A 15,886-nucleotide genomic window follows, 5' to 3' on the forward strand; every position below is an offset into this window, starting at 1 on the left:
ATGGTGCTCTTCCCGCCCGCAGAGCGCGGGGTCGAGGCGGACGTGAACCAGAGTCGTGAAGCGATCATCGATTGGGTCGCATTGCATATCCTGCCGCACGAAGCCTATGTCCGAGCCTGGCTGATGCGGGCGATGCGGCGCTCGAGCGACGTGGATGACGTCATCCAGGAAACCTATTGTCAGCTCGCCGAGCTCGACACGATCGGGCACATTCGCAATGGGCGGGCCTATTTCCTGGCCGCCGCCCGATCCATTCTGCTGCAGCGCCTGCGCCGCGAACGGGTGGTCAGAATCGAGACCGTCACCGATATGGAAACTCTGCGGGTGATGGACGAGGATCCTTCGCCCGAGCAGGTGATCGGCGCGCGGCGCGAACTGGAACGGGTGCTGGGGTTGATCGCGATGTTGCCGCCGGTATGCCGTCAGGTGGTCGAGCTGCGGCGCATCCACGGGTTTTCGCAGAAGGAGACCGCGCGACGCCTGGGCGTCACGGAGTCGGTCGTCGAGAACCATTCCGTCCGGGGGTTGAAGGCTATCCTGAAAGCGCTCGAAAGCGACCCCGGCGATGTCCAGGATACGCCGGCTTCCTATGAGCGTTCCTCCGTCCATGTCCGACATTGACGCCCAGGCCGCCGAATGGGCGGTGCGTGTCGACGCCGGCGCGATCGATCAGGCCGAACGGGACGCGCTGGAGGTCTGGCTGGCCGCCGACGCCCGCCATCGCGGCGCCTTCCTGCGCGCCCAGGCCGGCCTGCGGCTGCTGGATCATGGCCGCGTGGTCAGCAAGGTGTTGCCTATCCCCAGCCGGCCCGGGTCGCGCCTGGCCAGGACCCCCGCGCGCCTGGTCCAGGGGACCGGATGGGTGCTGGCGGCGGCCGGTGTGATCGCCGTGGCCTGGCTGCTGTCGCCGTTCCACGACTTCCGCACCGAGACCGGCGAGCAGCGGCGCGTGGCGCTGCGGGACGGGTCGGTGGCGATCATCAATACCGACAGCCGGGTGGGCGTGAACTTCGTCGGACGCGAGCGGCGCGTCGCGCTGCGCCGGGGCGAGGCCTGGTTCCAGGTCGCCAAGGACCGCGCCCATCCCTTCGTTGTCGACGCCGGCGCGGTGCATGTGCGCGCCACAGGCACGGCCTTCGCCGTGCGGCGGGAAGAGCAGGGCGCCCGGGTCGTGGTCACCGAGGGACGCGTCGTGGCCTGGCGGGATGGCGCGTCGGCGACCTTGCTAGCGATCTCGGCGGGGCAGGAGGCGTTCATCGCCGACGCCGCGCCCCTGCCGCCAACGGCCCAGCCGGTGCGGACCGACGACATCCTGGCCTGGCGGCGCGGCGAGATCGTTCTGGGCGGCGAGACCGTCGCGAGCGCCGTCGCCGAGTTCAATCGCTACAATGAGCGCAAGATCACCCTGCGCGATCCCGAGGCGGGGCGGCGCACCATCGTCGGCTATTTCCTGATCGATCAGCCCCAACAGTTCGCTCTGGCGGTCGCGCGCATGACGGGCGGCGAGATTCGCGAAGATAAAACTGGGATCGTCATAGAACATTCACAACAAAAAGCGGGCCTTCCCTGAAGGAAAACGAGGCGCTCGCGCATCTTCTCCTCGCACATGATGCTTGGAGGGGTCCTGATGTTCCTTGGTCGCGGAAATAGTCTTATTCTATCCTCGGTTGCGGCCTCGGCGATCGCAATTCCATTGACGGCCCACGCCGAGGTTCGGCGCTTCGACGTGCCGGCGCAGGCCGCGGCGACCGGCATCCCCCAGTTCGCGCGCCAGGCCGGGCTGCAGATCCTGGTCGCCGAGCCGCTGACGCGCGGCGTTCGCACCCAGGCCGTGTCGGGCTCCATGGAAGCGCGCGTCGGTCTCGACCTGCTGCTGGCCGGCGCCGGCCTGCGCGTCGCCTCGCAGGATGGCGCCGTGATCACTCTCGATGCGGCCCGGGCGGCGCGATTTCCCGCCGCCGCCGCGCCTGAAGACGCGGCCGCCGTCGAGGCCCTCGTCGTCACCGGCACCGCGCTCCAGAACCAGGAAGCCATCGCCACCCGCCGCAATTCGCTGACGGTCGTCGACGCCCTGACCCAGGACGACACCGGCGATCTGGCCGACCAGTCGCTGGCCGAGGCTCTCAGCCGCGTGCCCGCCGTCAGCACCATGCAGGTGCTCTATGGCGAGCAGGAAAGCCAGTACGTCGCCGTGCGCGGCATAACGCCGGACCTGAACTACGTTTCGGTCGACGGCATCGGCATGATCTCCGTCGCCAACCAGGGCGCGGGCCAGCGCCGGGTGGACCTGGCCCTCATCCCCAGCCAGGCGGCCCGCAAGACCGAGATTTTCAAGACCTTCACCGCCGACCAGGACGCCGGCGCGATCGGCGGGGTGATCAACATCGTGCCCTACAGCGCCTATGGCCGGGGCAAGGACAAGTTCTACGTCGACACCTTCGTCAACTACGTCACCAACAACGACGTGCCCGGCGGCAATAGCCTGGGCGGTTACAAGGACTCACCGTGGAGCGGCGGGATCAAGGCGCTGTGGAGCCACCGCCTGGGTCCGGACGAGAAATTCGGCCTGGTGCTCAGCGGCACCTATCAGCAGCGCTCGTACGACGACGTCAAGCGCAACCCCAACGCCCGCACCTACTATACGGCGTCGGGGGCGGCCACGACGCCCGACCAGCCCAACTGGAACGGTTTCGACCCCGCGCCCCAGGCGCTGGTCGACTACGAATTCACCAGCTACATCAAGACCTACGGCGGCTCGGCGACCTTCGAGTTCAAGCCGGCGGATCGCTGGTACAGCTCGCTGATGGTCTATGACTACAAGCAGACCGAGGACCAGACCAACAACGTCTTCACCCTGCGGGCCTTCGCCAATCTCAGCAACCAGACCCAGCACACCGGCACGCTGAAGGTCCCGGACGTGCGGACGGCCTTCAACTACGACCGGTTCGAGAACGAGACCCGGGGCGCGTTGTTCAAGGCCCGCTACGACATCGACGAGCGAACCAATATCGAGCTGCGGGCCGGCTACAACACCAACACCTTCTACGATCTGGAGTGGGCCAGCGCCTACCAGGCCAAGCCGACGAACCTGTCGATCAACTACGACATGTCCAACCCCTCGGTGAAGTTCACGCTGGGCGGCGCGGACGGCCTGACCGACCCCAGCAAATATTCGCTGCTCACCGCCGGCGACACGCTGACCAAGGCCAAGGGCGCGGCCACCGAGGTCAAGCTCGACTTCTCGCGCAACTTCGACTCCAACGCCCTGGGCTTCGGCTACAAGGCCGGGATCGGCGCCCGCCGGTTCGAAATTCGGCGCAACCTGGACCAGACCGTCTACACGTCGAGCAAGGTCGCCCTGACCGGCTACGACTACTCACCGACCGGCTACCTGCCGTGGCTCTGGAACTATCCGGTGGTGTGGATCAACTACGCCAGGTTCCGCCAGGACATCCTGCCGACCCTGGCGACCAACGCCGCCTCGTCGGCCAGCGCGTCGCTGGCCTCGGATTACCGCTATGACGAGACGATCTCGTACGGCTACGTCTCGGCGCTCTACGCTCTGTCGCGCACTCGCTTCATCGGCGGCCTGCGCCTGGACGCCGCCGACTACAAGGCCGACGTGCCGGTGTCGGTCGGCGGCGTCTTCAAGCCGGGCGCGACCCGCTACAAGGGCGACTACACGCACCTTCTCCCATCGTTGAACGCTGTCCACGACTTCAGCGACCACCTTCGCCTGAAGGCCGGCTACAGCCGCACCCTGGGCCGCCCCGCGCCCGAGGACATCGCCCAGGCCGAGACGCGCAACGACACCAGCTTTACGATCTCGCGCGGCAATCCCGACCTGAAGCCGCGCCGGGCCGACAATTTCGACCTGACGCTGGAGGCCTATTTCAACGGCGCCAAGGGAATGGCCAGCATCGGCGCCTTCGCCAAGTCGATCAAGGACGACATCTACGCGCTGAAGGAAGAACAGCTGATCGACGGCTTCCGCTACACGATCAGCACTCCGATGAACGCCAACAAGTCCAAGCTGCGTGGCGTCGAGGTCCAGTACATCAACAACGCCTTGCCGGGCCTGCCCGGGCCGCTGAAGGACAAGGTCGGCGTCGCGCTGAACGCCACGCGCACCTGGGGCGACATGGACTACATCGTCGACGGCAAGGTGCTGCACATCGATCGTCTGCTCTACCAGCGCAACTGGATGGCCAACGCGGCGGTGTTCTACAAGCTGCCGCGCGATGGCGAGGCCCGGGTCGGCTATAACTGGGGCGACGCCTACTATGACGGCATCGGCGCCAATCCCTGGCTGAACAGGGGGCCCGAGGCCCGAGGGCAGATGGACGCCACCGTGCGCTATCGGGTGGCAGGCGACTGGATCGTCAAGCTGCAGGCCAAGAACATCCTCAACGAGGATCTCTACCTGGGCTACGACGCGAACCTGAAGGAGCGTCGGGCCGAAATGAAGAAGGGCCGCTCCTTCTTCCTCAACGTCATCTATCGTCCGTGAGAGTCGGCATGACCATTCAACGCAGACGCCTGATCCAGGCCGGCGGCCTCCTCCTGCTGGCCGGCGGCGCCTCCGGGCCCGTCTGGTCGCAGGGGCTGGGCGCCGATCCCTTCACCCTGGGCGTGGCCTCGGGCGACCCCGCGCCCGACGGCTTCGTCATCTGGACGCGGCTGGCCACCCGGCCCCTGGAACTGGGCGGCGGCATGCCGTCGCGTATCGTGCCGGTGGGCTGGGAAGTCGCCGAGGACGAGGGCTTTTCCCGCATCGTCGCGTCCGGCAAGGCGCCGGCGCGACCGGAACTGGGCCATTCGGTCCATGTCGAGGTCGAGGGCCTGAAACCCGGCGCGCGGTACTGGTATCGCTTCTCGGCCGCCGGCGAGACCAGCCGGGTCGGCACGGCGCGGACGACCCCCGCCGCCGGCGCCCGCCTTGACCGCCTGCGCATCGGCGTGGCCGGCTGTCAGCATTATGAGGCGGGGCTGTATACGGCCTATAGGCGCCTGAGCCAGGAGCCGGACCTCGACGTCATCTTTCACTATGGCGACTACATCTACGAGGGCGCGGGCGGCAAGGGCTGTCCGATCAGCAAGGGCGAGGCCGACAAAGGCCGTGTCTGCTTCCGCGAGCATGCCGGCGGCGAGCTCTATTCGCTGGACGACTACCGCCGTCGCTACGCCCAGTACAAGACCGACCCGGACCTGCAGGCCGCCCACGCGGCGGCGGCCTTCCTGTCCTCCTATGACGACCACGAGGTCGACAACAACTGGGCCGGCGACGAGGACCAGGACGCCACGCCGCGCGAGATCTTCCGCCTGCGGCGAGCAGCGGCCATGCAGGCCTGGTACGAGAACATGCCGGTGCGCCGGTCGTCGTTCCCGGTCGCTGGCGCCGTGCGCATGCACCGCCGGATCGACTATGGCGACCTGCTGCGCATCCAGGTGCTCGACACGCGCCAGTTCCGCAGTGGCCAGATCTGCGGCGCCAAGGCGCTGGATCGCTGCCTGCCGCTGGACTCGACCCCGCGCCCGACCATTCTGGGCGAGGCCCAGGCGGCCTGGCTGGAGCAGGGGTTGAGCGGCGACCTGCGCTGGAACCTGCTGGCCCAGCAGGTGATGGTGATGCCGTTGCTCTATCCCGCCACGCGCGGCGCGGGGCGCGCCAATCTCGACAGCTGGAGCGGCTATGCCGCCAGCCGCGAGCGTCTGGTCGCGGCGATCCAGGCCCGGAAGCTGACCAATGTCGTAATCTCCACGGGCGACGTGCACCAGCACCATGCCGGCGTCCTGCCGTCGCGCGAAGGCGCGTGGGACAGCCCGGCGGTCGCGACGGAGTTCGTCTCGACCTCGATCAGTTCGGGTGGCGATGGCGTGGCGATCTCGGACGAGTGGAAGGGCGTGCCGGCCGACAATCCGCACTGCAAGCTGTTCGACGCCCGGCGCGGCTACCAGCTCTTCGACATCGGCCGCGACGTCTGGCGCACGGACGTCAAGGTCGTGGATCGCGTGACCACGCCCGGCGGGGCGTTGTCCACCGTCGCGCGGTTCGCCGTCGAACGGACAAGGCCAAGCCTGCAAACCCTTTAGCCGCCAGCGTAGCGGCGTCTCCTGGCGAGGACGAGGATCACCCGCGCTCTCGGAAAATGAGCCTCACGGCGCGGGTGCGCTTTGACCTTCGTCATGACGTCGGTGAGTGTCAGGATCAGGCTCGGTCATCCGGCGAGTCGACACCCTCCGGAGGGGCTGGGCTAGGAGGCCTTCAATGCGCGCTGTCTATCGCCATATTGAGCGTCACCGCGTTTCGCGGATCGGCTGGCTGCGCGCCGCCGTGCTCGGCGCCAACGACGGCCTGGTTTCCACGGCGAGCCTTATCGTCGGCGTGGCCTCGGCCGCGAAGTCTCCGGGCGAGGTGGTCGTCGCGGGCGTCGCCGCTGTCGTGGCCGGCGCGATGTCGATGGCCGCGGGCGAGTACGTGTCGGTGAGCTCGCAGGCCGATACGGAAAAGGCGGAGCTGGCGCGTGAAGTCGCTGAACTCCGTGATCTGCCCGAAGCCGAGCACGAGGAACTGGCCCAGATCTATATCAGCCGCGGCGTCGAACCGGAGACCGCGCGCCTGGTCGCGACGCAGCTGATGGCCAAGGACGCGCTCGCGGCGCACGCCCGCGACGAGCTGGGCCTTTCGGACTTGACCGGCGCCCGGCCGGTCCAGGCGGCGTTCTCGTCCGCCGCCAGTTTCGCCGCCGGGGCGGTTCTGCCTCTCGTGGTCGCGGTGGCGGCGCCCCGCGCGATGCTGAGCGGCGCGGTGACGATCGCCTCGCTCTGTGGCCTGGCGATCCTCGGCTATGTCGGCGCCAAGGCCGGCGATGCGTCGCCTTGGCGGGGCGTCGTCCGTGTCACGCTGTGGGGCGCGGTGGCGATGGCCGTGACGGCCGTCATAGGGCGCTTCGTGGGCGCGGCGATCTGATCGCCACGCCCACGCTATCTAGCGCAGCTTGGCCTGGGCCTGGCTGAGAAGGGCCGACGCCTGGGCCTTGCGGCCCTTGTCGGCAATCTCCCGGCCCGGACGCGGCGGCGCGGCCAGCGCCTTCTGCAGCGCCTTGCTGGCGCCGGCATAGTCGTTCTGGCGCATCAGGAAATCGCCGTAGAAGAAGTTGGAGTCCACGCCGTTGGGATTGGCCGCGAGGGCCTTCTGCAGATAGCTCCGCGCCTTGGCGGGATCGCCGAAGCCGATCGGGAAGCCCGGCACCTGGGCGTAGAGCGAGCCCAGGCTGGTGTAGACGGAGCCGTCCCCCAGTGCGTTGGGATTGATCTTCTCGGCGCGTTCCAGAAGGGACCTCGACTCCTTGGCAAGGGCCAGTCCGCCGAGCCCGCCCTTGGCGCCGGCCTGGGTCGCCTTGGCGATGGCTTCCCAGACGAGGGGCTCGGCGCGGCCGGGGTTCTGCCTGGCCAGGGCGTCGGCGTCGGCGGCCACCTGCGCGGCCGCCGCGCCCTGGGCGCCCTTGTCGGCGATCTCATAGTTGGCGTGAGCCCAGGCGCGGGCGAGGCCGTCCAGGCGGGGATCGAGCGCATCGGCTCGGGCGGCTCCGGCCGCCAGCGAAAGGGCCAGGCCGAGGGCGACGAGAGATTTCTGAATCATGATGATGTCCTGGGTGATCAGCGCGCGAACAGCTGCGCGGCCTTGCGGTCGTTGGCGGAGAGGGCGCGGTCGACGAGACCGGGCAGCAGGGCGTTCAGGCGAACGAAGAAGGCTTCGGGGAAGCCAAGATACACGTCGCGGCGTCGCGCCCGGATAGCCGAGACGATCCGTCTGGCCGTGGCTTCGGGCCGGTCGATCTGCATCTGGGTGAGCTTGGCGAACTCCAGCACCCGATCCGACACCATCGCCGTCCGCACCGCGCGGGGCGCGATGTAGGTGACATCGACGCCCGTCCCGGCCACCTCGCGCCGAAGAGCCTGGCTGAACCCGCGCAGGCCGGCCTTGGCGCTGGAATAGGTGGCGAAGTGGGCGAAGTTGATCGAGCCGAAGATCGAACCGATGTTGACGATCTGTCCCGCCCCGCGCGCCTTCATGCCGGGCAGAACAGCCTGGGTCAGCCGGACCGGCGCGACCAGATTGACCATGTAGCCGGCCACCAGGCTCTCAGAATCCTCCGTCTCGACCGGGCCGAAATGCTGGACGCCGGCGAGGTTCACGAGGATGTCCCAACGCCGCCGGCCAACGTCCTCGGCGGCCGCTTCAATGCCGGCGGGCGTCGAAAGGTCATGGGGCAGAAAGTCCACGTCGGTGTTGGGGCGGTTGCGGCCGAGCGCCGTGACATGCGCGCCTTCGTCGACCAGTTGCCGGGCCACCAAGGCGCCGAGTCCGCCCGAGGCCCCGGTGACGAGAACGGTCTTGTTCTTAAGCATGGGCCGTTTCCCGGACGTGCGGGATCGAGCGGAACACCGCGGCGAAGCGCTGGAAGATCGCCTTGGCGACCTCGATGATCGCGGCCTGGTCGGCGGGATCGTCGACCTGGTTCATCAGCGTCTCGAAGAAGGTCAGGTGCTCGATGTCCAGCGCTCCATGGGAGGTGAGGTAGCTGAAGCACTCCGGACCCAGGCCAAGGTTCTTGGCGACCGCCTCGGCGCCCTGCGTCGCGAGCCGAACACTTGTGCCTTCCAGCACGAAGACCATGCCGAAGAAGCCCATCGGGTTGGCGTTGCGGACATAGTCGTAGGCGTAGTCGGTCATCGCCAGCGTCGCCGGGCGTGGCGCGCCGGCGCGAACGGCTTCCGAGTCGCCGCCGCAGTTCTTGATGTCGCTGAGGATCCAGTGTTCGTGACCGGTCTCCTCGACGATGTACTCGTCCAGGGCCTCGACGAAGCGCTGGTGAGCCTCGTCCATGCCGGCGCGCGCCGCGTTCATCAGCGGCACGGTATGCTTCACATGGTGATAGGCCTCGGTCAGGTAGGCGATATAGGTCTCGCGCGAGATACGGCCCGTCAGGCCGTCCTGGATCTGGGGCGTCGAGGCGAGCTCCATCTGTCCGTCGACCGTTTCGGCCACGAGGCGTTGATAGAAATTCACGCGAGATCTCCTGTCGTGGAAGCTTCCATGAAGTCCCGGTAGCGGGCGCCGAGCACCGCGCGTCGGGGACGACCGTTGTTGGTCAATTCGCCGGCGGCGGGGTCGAAGGCGTCGCGGACGAGCCAGCGGCCGATCCGGGCGTAGGGCGGAAGGTTGGCGTTGGCCCGGGCGACGGCGCTCGCGATCGCCGCTTCGTCCATGCCCGGGATGAGGGGCACGATCAGCGCCGAGAGCTCGGCCTGGGCCTCGCCCAGGACCACGGCCTGGCGGATCTCGGGCTGGGCGGTCAGCTCGCTCTCGACCCATTCGGGCGCGACGTTGCGGCCGTGGCTGGTGATGATCGTGTTCAGGCGTCGACCGGAAATGCGCAGGAAGCCGTCCTCGTCGATCTCGCCGAGATCGCCCGTGAAGACCGGGCCGTCGTGCGCCTGGCCGCCCGCATAGCCGAGGAAGCCGGAGTTCTCGACGACGATCTCGCCTTCGCGAATGGCGACGCCCAGGTGCGGAAGCGGGCGTCCGACCGTTCCCGCCTTGCGCGCCGCCGGCGTATTGAGCGCGACGACGGAGGCGCATTCGCTGAGGCCGTAGCCTTCGTGGACAGGCAGGCCCAGCTCATCGGCGCGGGCCAGTAACGAGGGCGCGACCTTGGCGCCGCCGACGGCGACCAGCGTCAGGTCGGGCAGGCGTACGCCGGTGAAGGTCATGACCATCATCAGGGCGCGCAACAGTTCGGGCACGAGGATCAGGCTGTTGGCCCGCTGCTCGGCGATCGCGCCGGCCAGCTTGGGCAGATCCGGACGGAAGGGGTCGGCCAGGCCCAGCTGGTCGGGCGGCAATATGTGATAGCGGCCGCCGGCCAGCAGGGTGGTGTAGAGGCCGGCCACGTTCTCCAGCAGGATCGACAGCGGCAGCAGAGGCAGGTGCAGGCCGGCATAGTTCGCGCCGATGGCCTGGACCAGAGAGCTGGCGACCGCCTCCATGTGCTGGCGCGACAGACAGACGCCCTTTGGCTGGCCGGTGGAACCAGATGTGTAGGTGATCTTGGCGGTTCCGGCGGGCAGTCGCCGGTCCGGCAGGGACAACGGCGTCACCCGCAGCGGAGACCCGGCGATGCTCAGGTCGCCATTGGCGGCGTCGGAGAGCTCGATCAGCAGGCTGGCGCCCGCGTCGGCCATGGCGTGCTGGCGCTGGGCGTCGGTGAAGAAGCCCGGCAGCGGAAGACTGGCCCAGCCCAGGCGGGCCAGGGCGAGGTCCAGAATGACCCAGGCCGCCCCGTTGGGCAGGCGTACGGCGATCGGCGAGCCTGGCCTGACGAGCGGAGCCCAAAGGAAGAGATCCCGCGCCGCGGCGGCGATGGCGGTCTCGAGCGCGCCGTAGGTGAAGGCGCTGGTCTGGTCGCTGAGCGCGATGGCGCCGTCACCGAGACGCGCGCGCTGAGCGATGGCGGCGAGGACGAGGCTCATGGACGATCTCCCAGGTGGGGATGCAAACGGGAGCAGGCGCCTTGGATCGGCGGCGGCTGGGTCATCAGCAGCTGAGACAGGGGTTCGAGGGTGGGGGCGATGGCGCCGGCCAGCACCTCGGGATCGCGTTCGTAGTAGCCGCCCCAGTCCTTCACCTCCGGGCCCAGTCGCGCGGGATCGGCCGGCGTCAGCCGCCGGGTTGGAAAGCCGACGCGATTGAAGGTCCGGCGCAGCTGCCGCGTCGCGGTGGCCACGGCGTGCTCGCAGCCCAGATGATGCAGATGGCGCGCCAGGGCCATGAAGAGAAACAGGGACGCGCCGGCGCTCTGGGACGCCAGGCTGCCGATCTCGGCCACTTCGTCGCGACGGACGGCCGCGCCGGTCGCCGTGTGAAGCGCTGTCTCGATCGGCTCGTCCAGATAGCGTTCGAGGAACAACGGCGCCTCGTTCGCGAGGCGAAAGCCGACGGCGGCGTGAATCTGGCCCGCGGCGTCCTGCACGCTCATCAGGGTCGGATAGTGGGACCGGATCCGGCTCCCGAACGCCTCGGCGTAGGTCGCCTCGATATAGGCTTCCACCCTTAGACGCTCGGGGCGGAAATGGTTGTGGATCGAGATGATCCGCGGCTCGACGGAGGTGAACCGGCGCACGCGGTCGGCGTCGAAGCACAGGCTGCCGACGCGGGCTCCGTCGTTCATCATCATCACTTCCAACAAGGGGATCTCCTGTCCGGCGCATGAACGAGCGCTTTCGACCGGCAAGGACGACACCCCCCGACGGGCGCCTCAATGCTTTCGGCGGTTGCGCGGCGTCGGCGCTTCGGAAAGATTGTCGCAGGCGCGGATTCTGGCGCCGGCCCTTCGAGGAGCGCGACCGCGCCTTGGACGACACAGACGTCCATCCCCTGCTTTCCGCCTACATGGAGCGGCGCGAGGATCTGTTGCGGTATTTCCGCGTGCGTCTGCGGTCGGACGAGGCGGCCGAGGATCTGGTGCAGGACATCTATCTGAAGATCGTGGATCGGCGCGCCGAGGCTATCGACAATCCCGCAGCCTATCTCTACCGCCTGGGTACGAACCTGATGCTGGACCGGATCAAGGTCCGGCGAAGGGCCCAGGCGCGCGACGCCCAATGGCACGGAGCGCATGTGTCGGACATCGGCGGCGACCAGGTCGTTGACGAGGTTCCCGCGGACGAGGCCACCGCCGCCAAGCAGCAGCTTTCTCGGGTCTTGGAGGCGGTCGAGGCGATGCCGCCGCCCGCCCGGGAGGCGTTCCGCCTGCACAAGCTGGAAGGGTTGACCCATGCCGAGACCGCGGCGGCGATGGGGGTGTCGCGGTCCAGCGTCGAGAAATACATGATGGCCAGTCTCAAGCTGATCGTCGCCAAGGTCGGGCGGTGGCCATGAGAGGGGCGCGCGACATTCTTTTGAGGCGCCCGCCGCTTTGTGGCGTCTTTGGGGCGAACGGAAAGGCGAACGGCCTTCCAGGATACGGCGAAGTCGAATGAACGGTCAGGATCCGGAGACGAAGGAGGCGCTGCGCGACGAAGCCGTCGCATGGCTGCTCCGTGTCCAGTCCGACACGGCGACGGCCGAGGACTGGATGGCGCTGACCGACTGGCTCGAGGGCTCCGAAGCGCGGCTCGCCGCCTTCGAGGACGCCGAACTGATCATGGCCGATGTCGATCTCAGGAAGGCCGAGATCGCGGCGGGGCTCACGCCTCCGGGGCCGAACGTCATCGCGTTTCCAGAACGGACGGCGCGACCGGCGCGGCGCGCCTGGATCGGCGGCGCGATCGCCGCCTCGCTGGCGGTCCTGGTTGGCGGCCCGGCGCTCTGGAAATCCGCGCGGGGCGAGCAGGTCACCTACGAGACCAAGCCGGGCGAGATGCGGCGCATCGACCTTTCGGACGGCACCCGGATCACGCTGGACGGCGGTTCCCGGCTGAGCGTTCGACTGGGGTGGCGAACCCGCCGAGTCGAAATGGGCTTGGCGCAGGCCAGCTTCGACGTCGCGAAGGATCCCTCCCGGCCGTTCGTGATCGGGGTGGGCGACCAGCGCGTGCGAGTGGTCGGCACCGAATTCAACATCCGCCACGATGTCGGCGGCGTCCGGGTCACCGTACGCCGAGGCGTCGTCGAGGTCGCCCAGCGAGACGGACGGGGAGGGCCGCCGAACCGTCTCACCGTGGGTCAGGAACTGCGTCACGATCAGGGCGCGGCGCGATCGGAGGTGCGGCGCGTGGAGCCTGATGGCGCGTTCGCCTGGACCCAGGGGCAGTTGGTCGCCGACAACGAGACGCTGGGCGATATCGTCGCCGACCTCAATCGTCGTTTCGCGACGCCGGTGCGTATCTCGCCAGGGGCGGCGACCCGGCGGTTCTCTGGCGTAATCGCCCTGGACGACCAGGAGACCGCGGTCCGCGCGCTCGCCGCCTATGCGGGTTTGAGCATCGATCGCGCGAACGGGGAAATCGTCCTAAGGTGACGTCCTGACGGTCTTGGAGGGGCGTGATTTTGCATAACCGCGCGTGGCGCCGCCTAGGGATGGCGTCGGCGATCGGCCTGACCGTCGCGCCGCCGCTATGCGCTCACGCGGGCGAAAAGGTCGTCTTCTCTGCGCCCGCGGGCCCCTTCAAGGCGGCGGCCACGGCGTTCGCCTTGCAAGCGCGTGTTTCGATCGATCTGAGCATGGCCCAGGGATGCCGGCCGTCGCCGGGCTTTTCGGGACGCGCGTCTCCCGACACAGCGCTGAGAGCGTTGTTGCGGGGCACCGGATGCGACGCTCGCCAGATCGCGCCGAGGGTCTATAGGGTCACGCTCTCGCCGCCGCCGCCTATGGTGACGCGGCCGCCCCCCGCATCGGTGGTCAAGGCGGCGGCCGAGACGCCGCCGCCGCTGTCCGAACTGGTGATCGTCGCCACCCGTCGACTGGCGATCGCCGACCGTCTGGCCTATTCGGTCAGCGTCCTCGACGCGCGCGCCGCGGCGGCGCGGGGCGTGCGCGACGCCACCGATCTGGCGCTGACCGTTCCCTCCATGACGGTGACCAACCTGGGGCCCGGACGGGACAAGGTCATCCTGCGGGGGCTTTCGGACGGACCCCTGACCGGCCAGACCCAGTCGATGGTCGGCATCTATCTCGACGATGTGCGGCTGACCTACAACGCCCCCGACCCCGATCTGCTGCTGGTCGATATCGGGCAGGTCGAGGTGCTTCGCGGCCCCCAGGGCGCTCTCTACGGCGCCGGCTCGCTGGGCGGGGTCCTGCACCTGACGACGCACCGTCCGGATCCCGAGGCCTTCGACGCCTGGACCTCCGTCTCGGCTTCGGCCACCCGCGGCGGTGAGGCCGGAGGACTGGCGTCGGCGATGATCAACATGCCGCTGCTGCATGGCCGGGCCGCGGTTCGGCTGGTCGGCTATGCCGAGCGCCAGGGCGGCTATATCGACGATCTCGGCCAAGGGCGGACGGATGTGAACGTCACGCGCCGCACGGGCGTCCGCCTGACCGCTCGGACGATGCTCGGCGCCGATTGGACCGCCGAGGCCGGCCTGGCCGCCCAGGCGATCGATTCCGAAGACACGCAGTACGCCGATCGCGGGGTCGGGACCTATGCGCGTCGCAATCGGATCGCCGAGCCGCACGACAACGACTTTGTCGAGGTTCATGTCGGCGCCCAGGGTCTCCTTTTCGGACAGGACGCGAAGTTCACCCTGGCCGCTGTGCGACACGATCTCTCCAGCCGCTACGACGCCAGCGCCGCGCCGCCCGTCGTGGCTACGCCAGGCGCGGCGATGGCCTTCGATGACGACAACCATGTCGGCGCGGTCGTGGCCGAGGCGTCGTTGGCGTCGCGGCCGGAAGGGCGGATCCAATGGCAGGTCGGCGCCTTCCTCGCCCGTACGCGACAGGGGCGCGATGGCCTGATCTTCCTGGCCGATCAACCGGCCGCGCCCTTGGTCCGCGAACAGCGCCGCGACGTGCTGGGCGAGGGCGCGCTCTTCGGCGAGGCGATCGGCGATCTTGGCGGCGGCTGGAGCCTGACGTTGGGCGGGCGACTGTTCGCGACGCGGTCGGAGGCGTCCAGCCGCGCGACGGCGACGGGCGCCGAGGCCGTGTTCCGCGACGCCCAGAACTACCTCGGCTTCGCGCCGAAGGTGGTGGTGTCGTTCGCGCCAAGCGCCGCGACGCTGATCTATGTCCAGGCGGCCGAAGGCTATCGCTCGGGCGGCTTCAACACGGCCGTGATCCCGACCCAGACCTTCGACACCGCCGGCGGCGAGCCGCAGCGTCGCTATGACGGCGATGAGCTGTGGAGCTATGAGACGGGAGCGAAGGGCGTGTGGCTGGACGGCCGGTTGCGCCTGCGGGCGGCCGCGTTCCTGGCGTCTTGGAAGAACATTCAGAGCGATCAGCTCCTGCCCTCGGGGCTGCCGTACACGGCGAACCTGGGCGACGGCCGCAACGTCGGGCTGGAGTTCGAAGGGAGCTATGTCCGCGAAGGGCTGCGGCTGGACGCCAGCTTCCTGCTGAACCATCCGGAACTGGAGTCCGTCAACGCCGCCTTTCCCGGGCGCAAGGACCTCGGCCTGGCGGGCGTGCCGCGAGGCTCGGCTTCGCTCGGGGCGAACTACGAGCGATCCGTGGGTGAGGGGTGGCGTGCGAGCCTTGACGTCCGGGCGGCCTATATCGGCCGTTCGCGCCTGAGCTTCGATGGGGCGACCGCGCCGTCCATGGGGAACTACGCCACGACCCGCATCGCCGCGCGACTTCGATCGGAACGCTTGAGCCTGGGCCTGGCGGTCGACAATCTCTTCGATGGCGCGGGCGATACGTTCGCCTACGGCAATCCGTTCACCGTGAAGCTGTCGCGGCAGAGCACGCCGCAAAGGCCAAGGACGATCTCTCTCGAGATCCGCGCGCAATACTGACGATCGACGGTGTCGCGATCAGGTCTTGCTCGTCCCGCGGTAGACGTCGCAAAGCGTCTCCAGCACACGCACCGCGGCCGGGTCGTCCAGCCGGTAGAAGATGGTCTGGGCCTCGCGTCGCGTGGCCACCAGCCCCTCGGCGCGCATCTTGGCCAAATGCTGCGAGGTCGCCGACTGGGCCAGCCCGACATGAGCCGCAAGATCGCCGACGGAGGCCTCGCCATCGATCAGGCGACACAGTATCAGCAGGCGTTGCTCGCTGGCCAGGAGCTTCAGAAGCCTGGCCGCGGAATGGGCGCTGGCGGCCAGATCCTGGATATCGTCGGCCGGCGTCGAGAGGGCGAAGTTATTCATCTGCCTAATGTAGAAGGTACGCATAAAGGTTCAAGGCGACCTGGCTCGAGGTCGCGATCG

14 protein-coding genes are annotated in these 15,886 nt (G+C 68.5%); 8 read left to right on the forward strand and 6 right to left on the reverse strand.

Going from position 1 to position 15,886, the window contains the following annotated elements:
* From AC07R7_RS16785 to AC07R7_RS16805, 5 genes are all read left to right on the forward strand, one after another.
* Positions 1–621: an RNA polymerase sigma factor gene (locus tag AC07R7_RS16785; RefSeq protein WP_494635956.1), complete on the forward strand. Its 621-nt coding sequence runs from the start codon at positions 1–3 to the stop codon at positions 619–621.
* Positions 608–1,570, forward strand: coding sequence for a FecR family protein (locus tag AC07R7_RS16790; RefSeq protein ID WP_494635957.1), 963 nt, complete (start codon positions 608–610; stop codon positions 1,568–1,570). Before AC07R7_RS16785 ends, AC07R7_RS16790 begins: the two co-directional genes overlap by 14 nt.
* A 123-nt stretch (positions 1,571–1,693) precedes the next feature.
* Entirely contained in the window at positions 1,694–4,510 is a 2,817-nt protein-coding gene (locus AC07R7_RS16795; RefSeq protein ID WP_494635958.1) for a TonB-dependent receptor, read from the forward strand.
* 8 nt (positions 4,511–4,518) lie between these two features.
* The gene (locus tag AC07R7_RS16800; RefSeq protein ID WP_494635959.1) at positions 4,519–6,093 is read left to right on the forward strand and encodes an alkaline phosphatase D family protein; all 1,575 of its coding nucleotides are present in this window, start codon (positions 4,519–4,521) and stop codon (positions 6,091–6,093) included.
* A 175-nt stretch (positions 6,094–6,268) separates the two neighbouring features.
* The gene (locus AC07R7_RS16805; protein ID WP_492884071.1) at positions 6,269–6,970 is read left to right on the forward strand and encodes a VIT1/CCC1 transporter family protein; all 702 of its coding nucleotides are present in this window, start codon (positions 6,269–6,271) and stop codon (positions 6,968–6,970) included.
* Between the two features lie 18 nt (positions 6,971–6,988).
* Here AC07R7_RS16805 and AC07R7_RS16810 read toward each other — a convergent pair whose 3' ends face one another.
* The 5 genes from AC07R7_RS16810 to AC07R7_RS16830 are packed head-to-tail and all read right to left on the reverse strand — an operon-like array spanning position 6,989 to position 11,243.
* Positions 6,989–7,642, reverse strand: coding sequence for a tetratricopeptide repeat protein (locus AC07R7_RS16810; protein WP_494635960.1), 654 nt, complete (start codon positions 7,640–7,642; stop codon positions 6,989–6,991).
* 17 nt (positions 7,643–7,659) lie between these two features.
* Positions 7,660–8,412 (reverse strand): SDR family NAD(P)-dependent oxidoreductase, encoded by a 753-nt coding sequence (locus AC07R7_RS16815; RefSeq protein WP_494635961.1) that lies wholly within the window; start codon positions 8,410–8,412, stop codon positions 7,660–7,662.
* Positions 8,405–9,073 carry an iron-containing redox enzyme family protein gene (locus AC07R7_RS16820; RefSeq protein ID WP_494635962.1) on the reverse strand — a complete coding sequence of 223 codons (669 nt, stop codon included), beginning with the start codon at positions 9,071–9,073 and terminating at the stop codon, positions 8,405–8,407. Before AC07R7_RS16820 ends, AC07R7_RS16815 begins: the two co-directional genes overlap by 8 nt.
* Positions 9,070–10,536: an AMP-binding protein gene (locus AC07R7_RS16825; RefSeq protein ID WP_494635963.1), complete on the reverse strand. Its 1,467-nt coding sequence runs from the start codon at positions 10,534–10,536 to the stop codon at positions 9,070–9,072. Before AC07R7_RS16825 ends, AC07R7_RS16820 begins: the two co-directional genes overlap by 4 nt.
* Positions 10,533–11,243, reverse strand: coding sequence for a thermostable hemolysin (locus AC07R7_RS16830; protein WP_494636109.1), 711 nt, complete (start codon positions 11,241–11,243; stop codon positions 10,533–10,535). Before AC07R7_RS16830 ends, AC07R7_RS16825 begins: the two co-directional genes overlap by 4 nt.
* Positions 11,244–11,416: 173 nt before the next feature.
* Here AC07R7_RS16830 and AC07R7_RS16835 point away from each other — a divergent pair, with 173 nt between their 5' ends.
* The 3 genes from AC07R7_RS16835 to AC07R7_RS16845 all read left to right on the forward strand — a co-directional run bounded on the left by AC07R7_RS16835 (position 11,417) and on the right by AC07R7_RS16845 (position 15,472).
* Positions 11,417–11,944: an RNA polymerase sigma factor gene (locus AC07R7_RS16835; protein WP_494635964.1), complete on the forward strand. Its 528-nt coding sequence runs from the start codon at positions 11,417–11,419 to the stop codon at positions 11,942–11,944.
* A 97-nt stretch (positions 11,945–12,041) separates the two neighbouring features.
* Positions 12,042–13,025, forward strand: coding sequence for a FecR family protein (locus AC07R7_RS16840; protein WP_494635965.1), 984 nt, complete (start codon positions 12,042–12,044; stop codon positions 13,023–13,025).
* 275 nt (positions 13,026–13,300) lie between these two features.
* The gene (locus AC07R7_RS16845; RefSeq protein ID WP_494635966.1) at positions 13,301–15,472 is read left to right on the forward strand and encodes a TonB-dependent receptor; all 2,172 of its coding nucleotides are present in this window, start codon (positions 13,301–13,303) and stop codon (positions 15,470–15,472) included.
* An 18-nt stretch (positions 15,473–15,490) separates the two neighbouring features.
* Here the strand turns inward: AC07R7_RS16845 and AC07R7_RS16850 are convergent, their stop codons facing one another.
* The gene (locus tag AC07R7_RS16850) at positions 15,491–15,850 is read right to left on the reverse strand and encodes an ArsR/SmtB family transcription factor (protein WP_494635967.1); all 360 of its coding nucleotides are present in this window, start codon (positions 15,848–15,850) and stop codon (positions 15,491–15,493) included.
* Positions 15,851–15,886 lie beyond the last annotated feature (36 nt).

The organism is Caulobacter sp. GW821-FHT05F04 (assembly GCF_059419665.1).

Coding starts and splice junctions, on each gene's coding strand:
- AC07R7_RS16785 (WP_494635956.1), top strand. CDS start 1: ATGGTGCTCTTCCCGCCCGCAGAGCGCGGGGTCGAGGCGGACGTGAAC.
- AC07R7_RS16790 (WP_494635957.1), top strand. CDS start 608: ATGTCCGACATTGACGCCCAGGCCGCCGAATGGGCGGTGCGTGTCGAC.
- AC07R7_RS16800 (WP_494635959.1), top strand. CDS start 4,519: ATGACCATTCAACGCAGACGCCTGATCCAGGCCGGCGGCCTCCTCCTG.
- AC07R7_RS16805 (WP_492884071.1), top strand. CDS start 6,269: ATGCGCGCTGTCTATCGCCATATTGAGCGTCACCGCGTTTCGCGGATC.
- AC07R7_RS16810 (WP_494635960.1), bottom strand. CDS start 7,642: ATGATTCAGAAATCTCTCGTCGCCCTCGGCCTGGCCCTTTCGCTGGCG.
- AC07R7_RS16815 (WP_494635961.1), bottom strand. CDS start 8,412: ATGCTTAAGAACAAGACCGTTCTCGTCACCGGGGCCTCGGGCGGACTC.
- AC07R7_RS16825 (WP_494635963.1), bottom strand. CDS start 10,536: ATGAGCCTCGTCCTCGCCGCCATCGCTCAGCGCGCGCGTCTCGGTGAC.
- AC07R7_RS16840 (WP_494635965.1), top strand. CDS start 12,042: ATGAACGGTCAGGATCCGGAGACGAAGGAGGCGCTGCGCGACGAAGCC.
- AC07R7_RS16850 (WP_494635967.1), bottom strand. CDS start 15,850: ATGCGTACCTTCTACATTAGGCAGATGAATAACTTCGCCCTCTCGACG.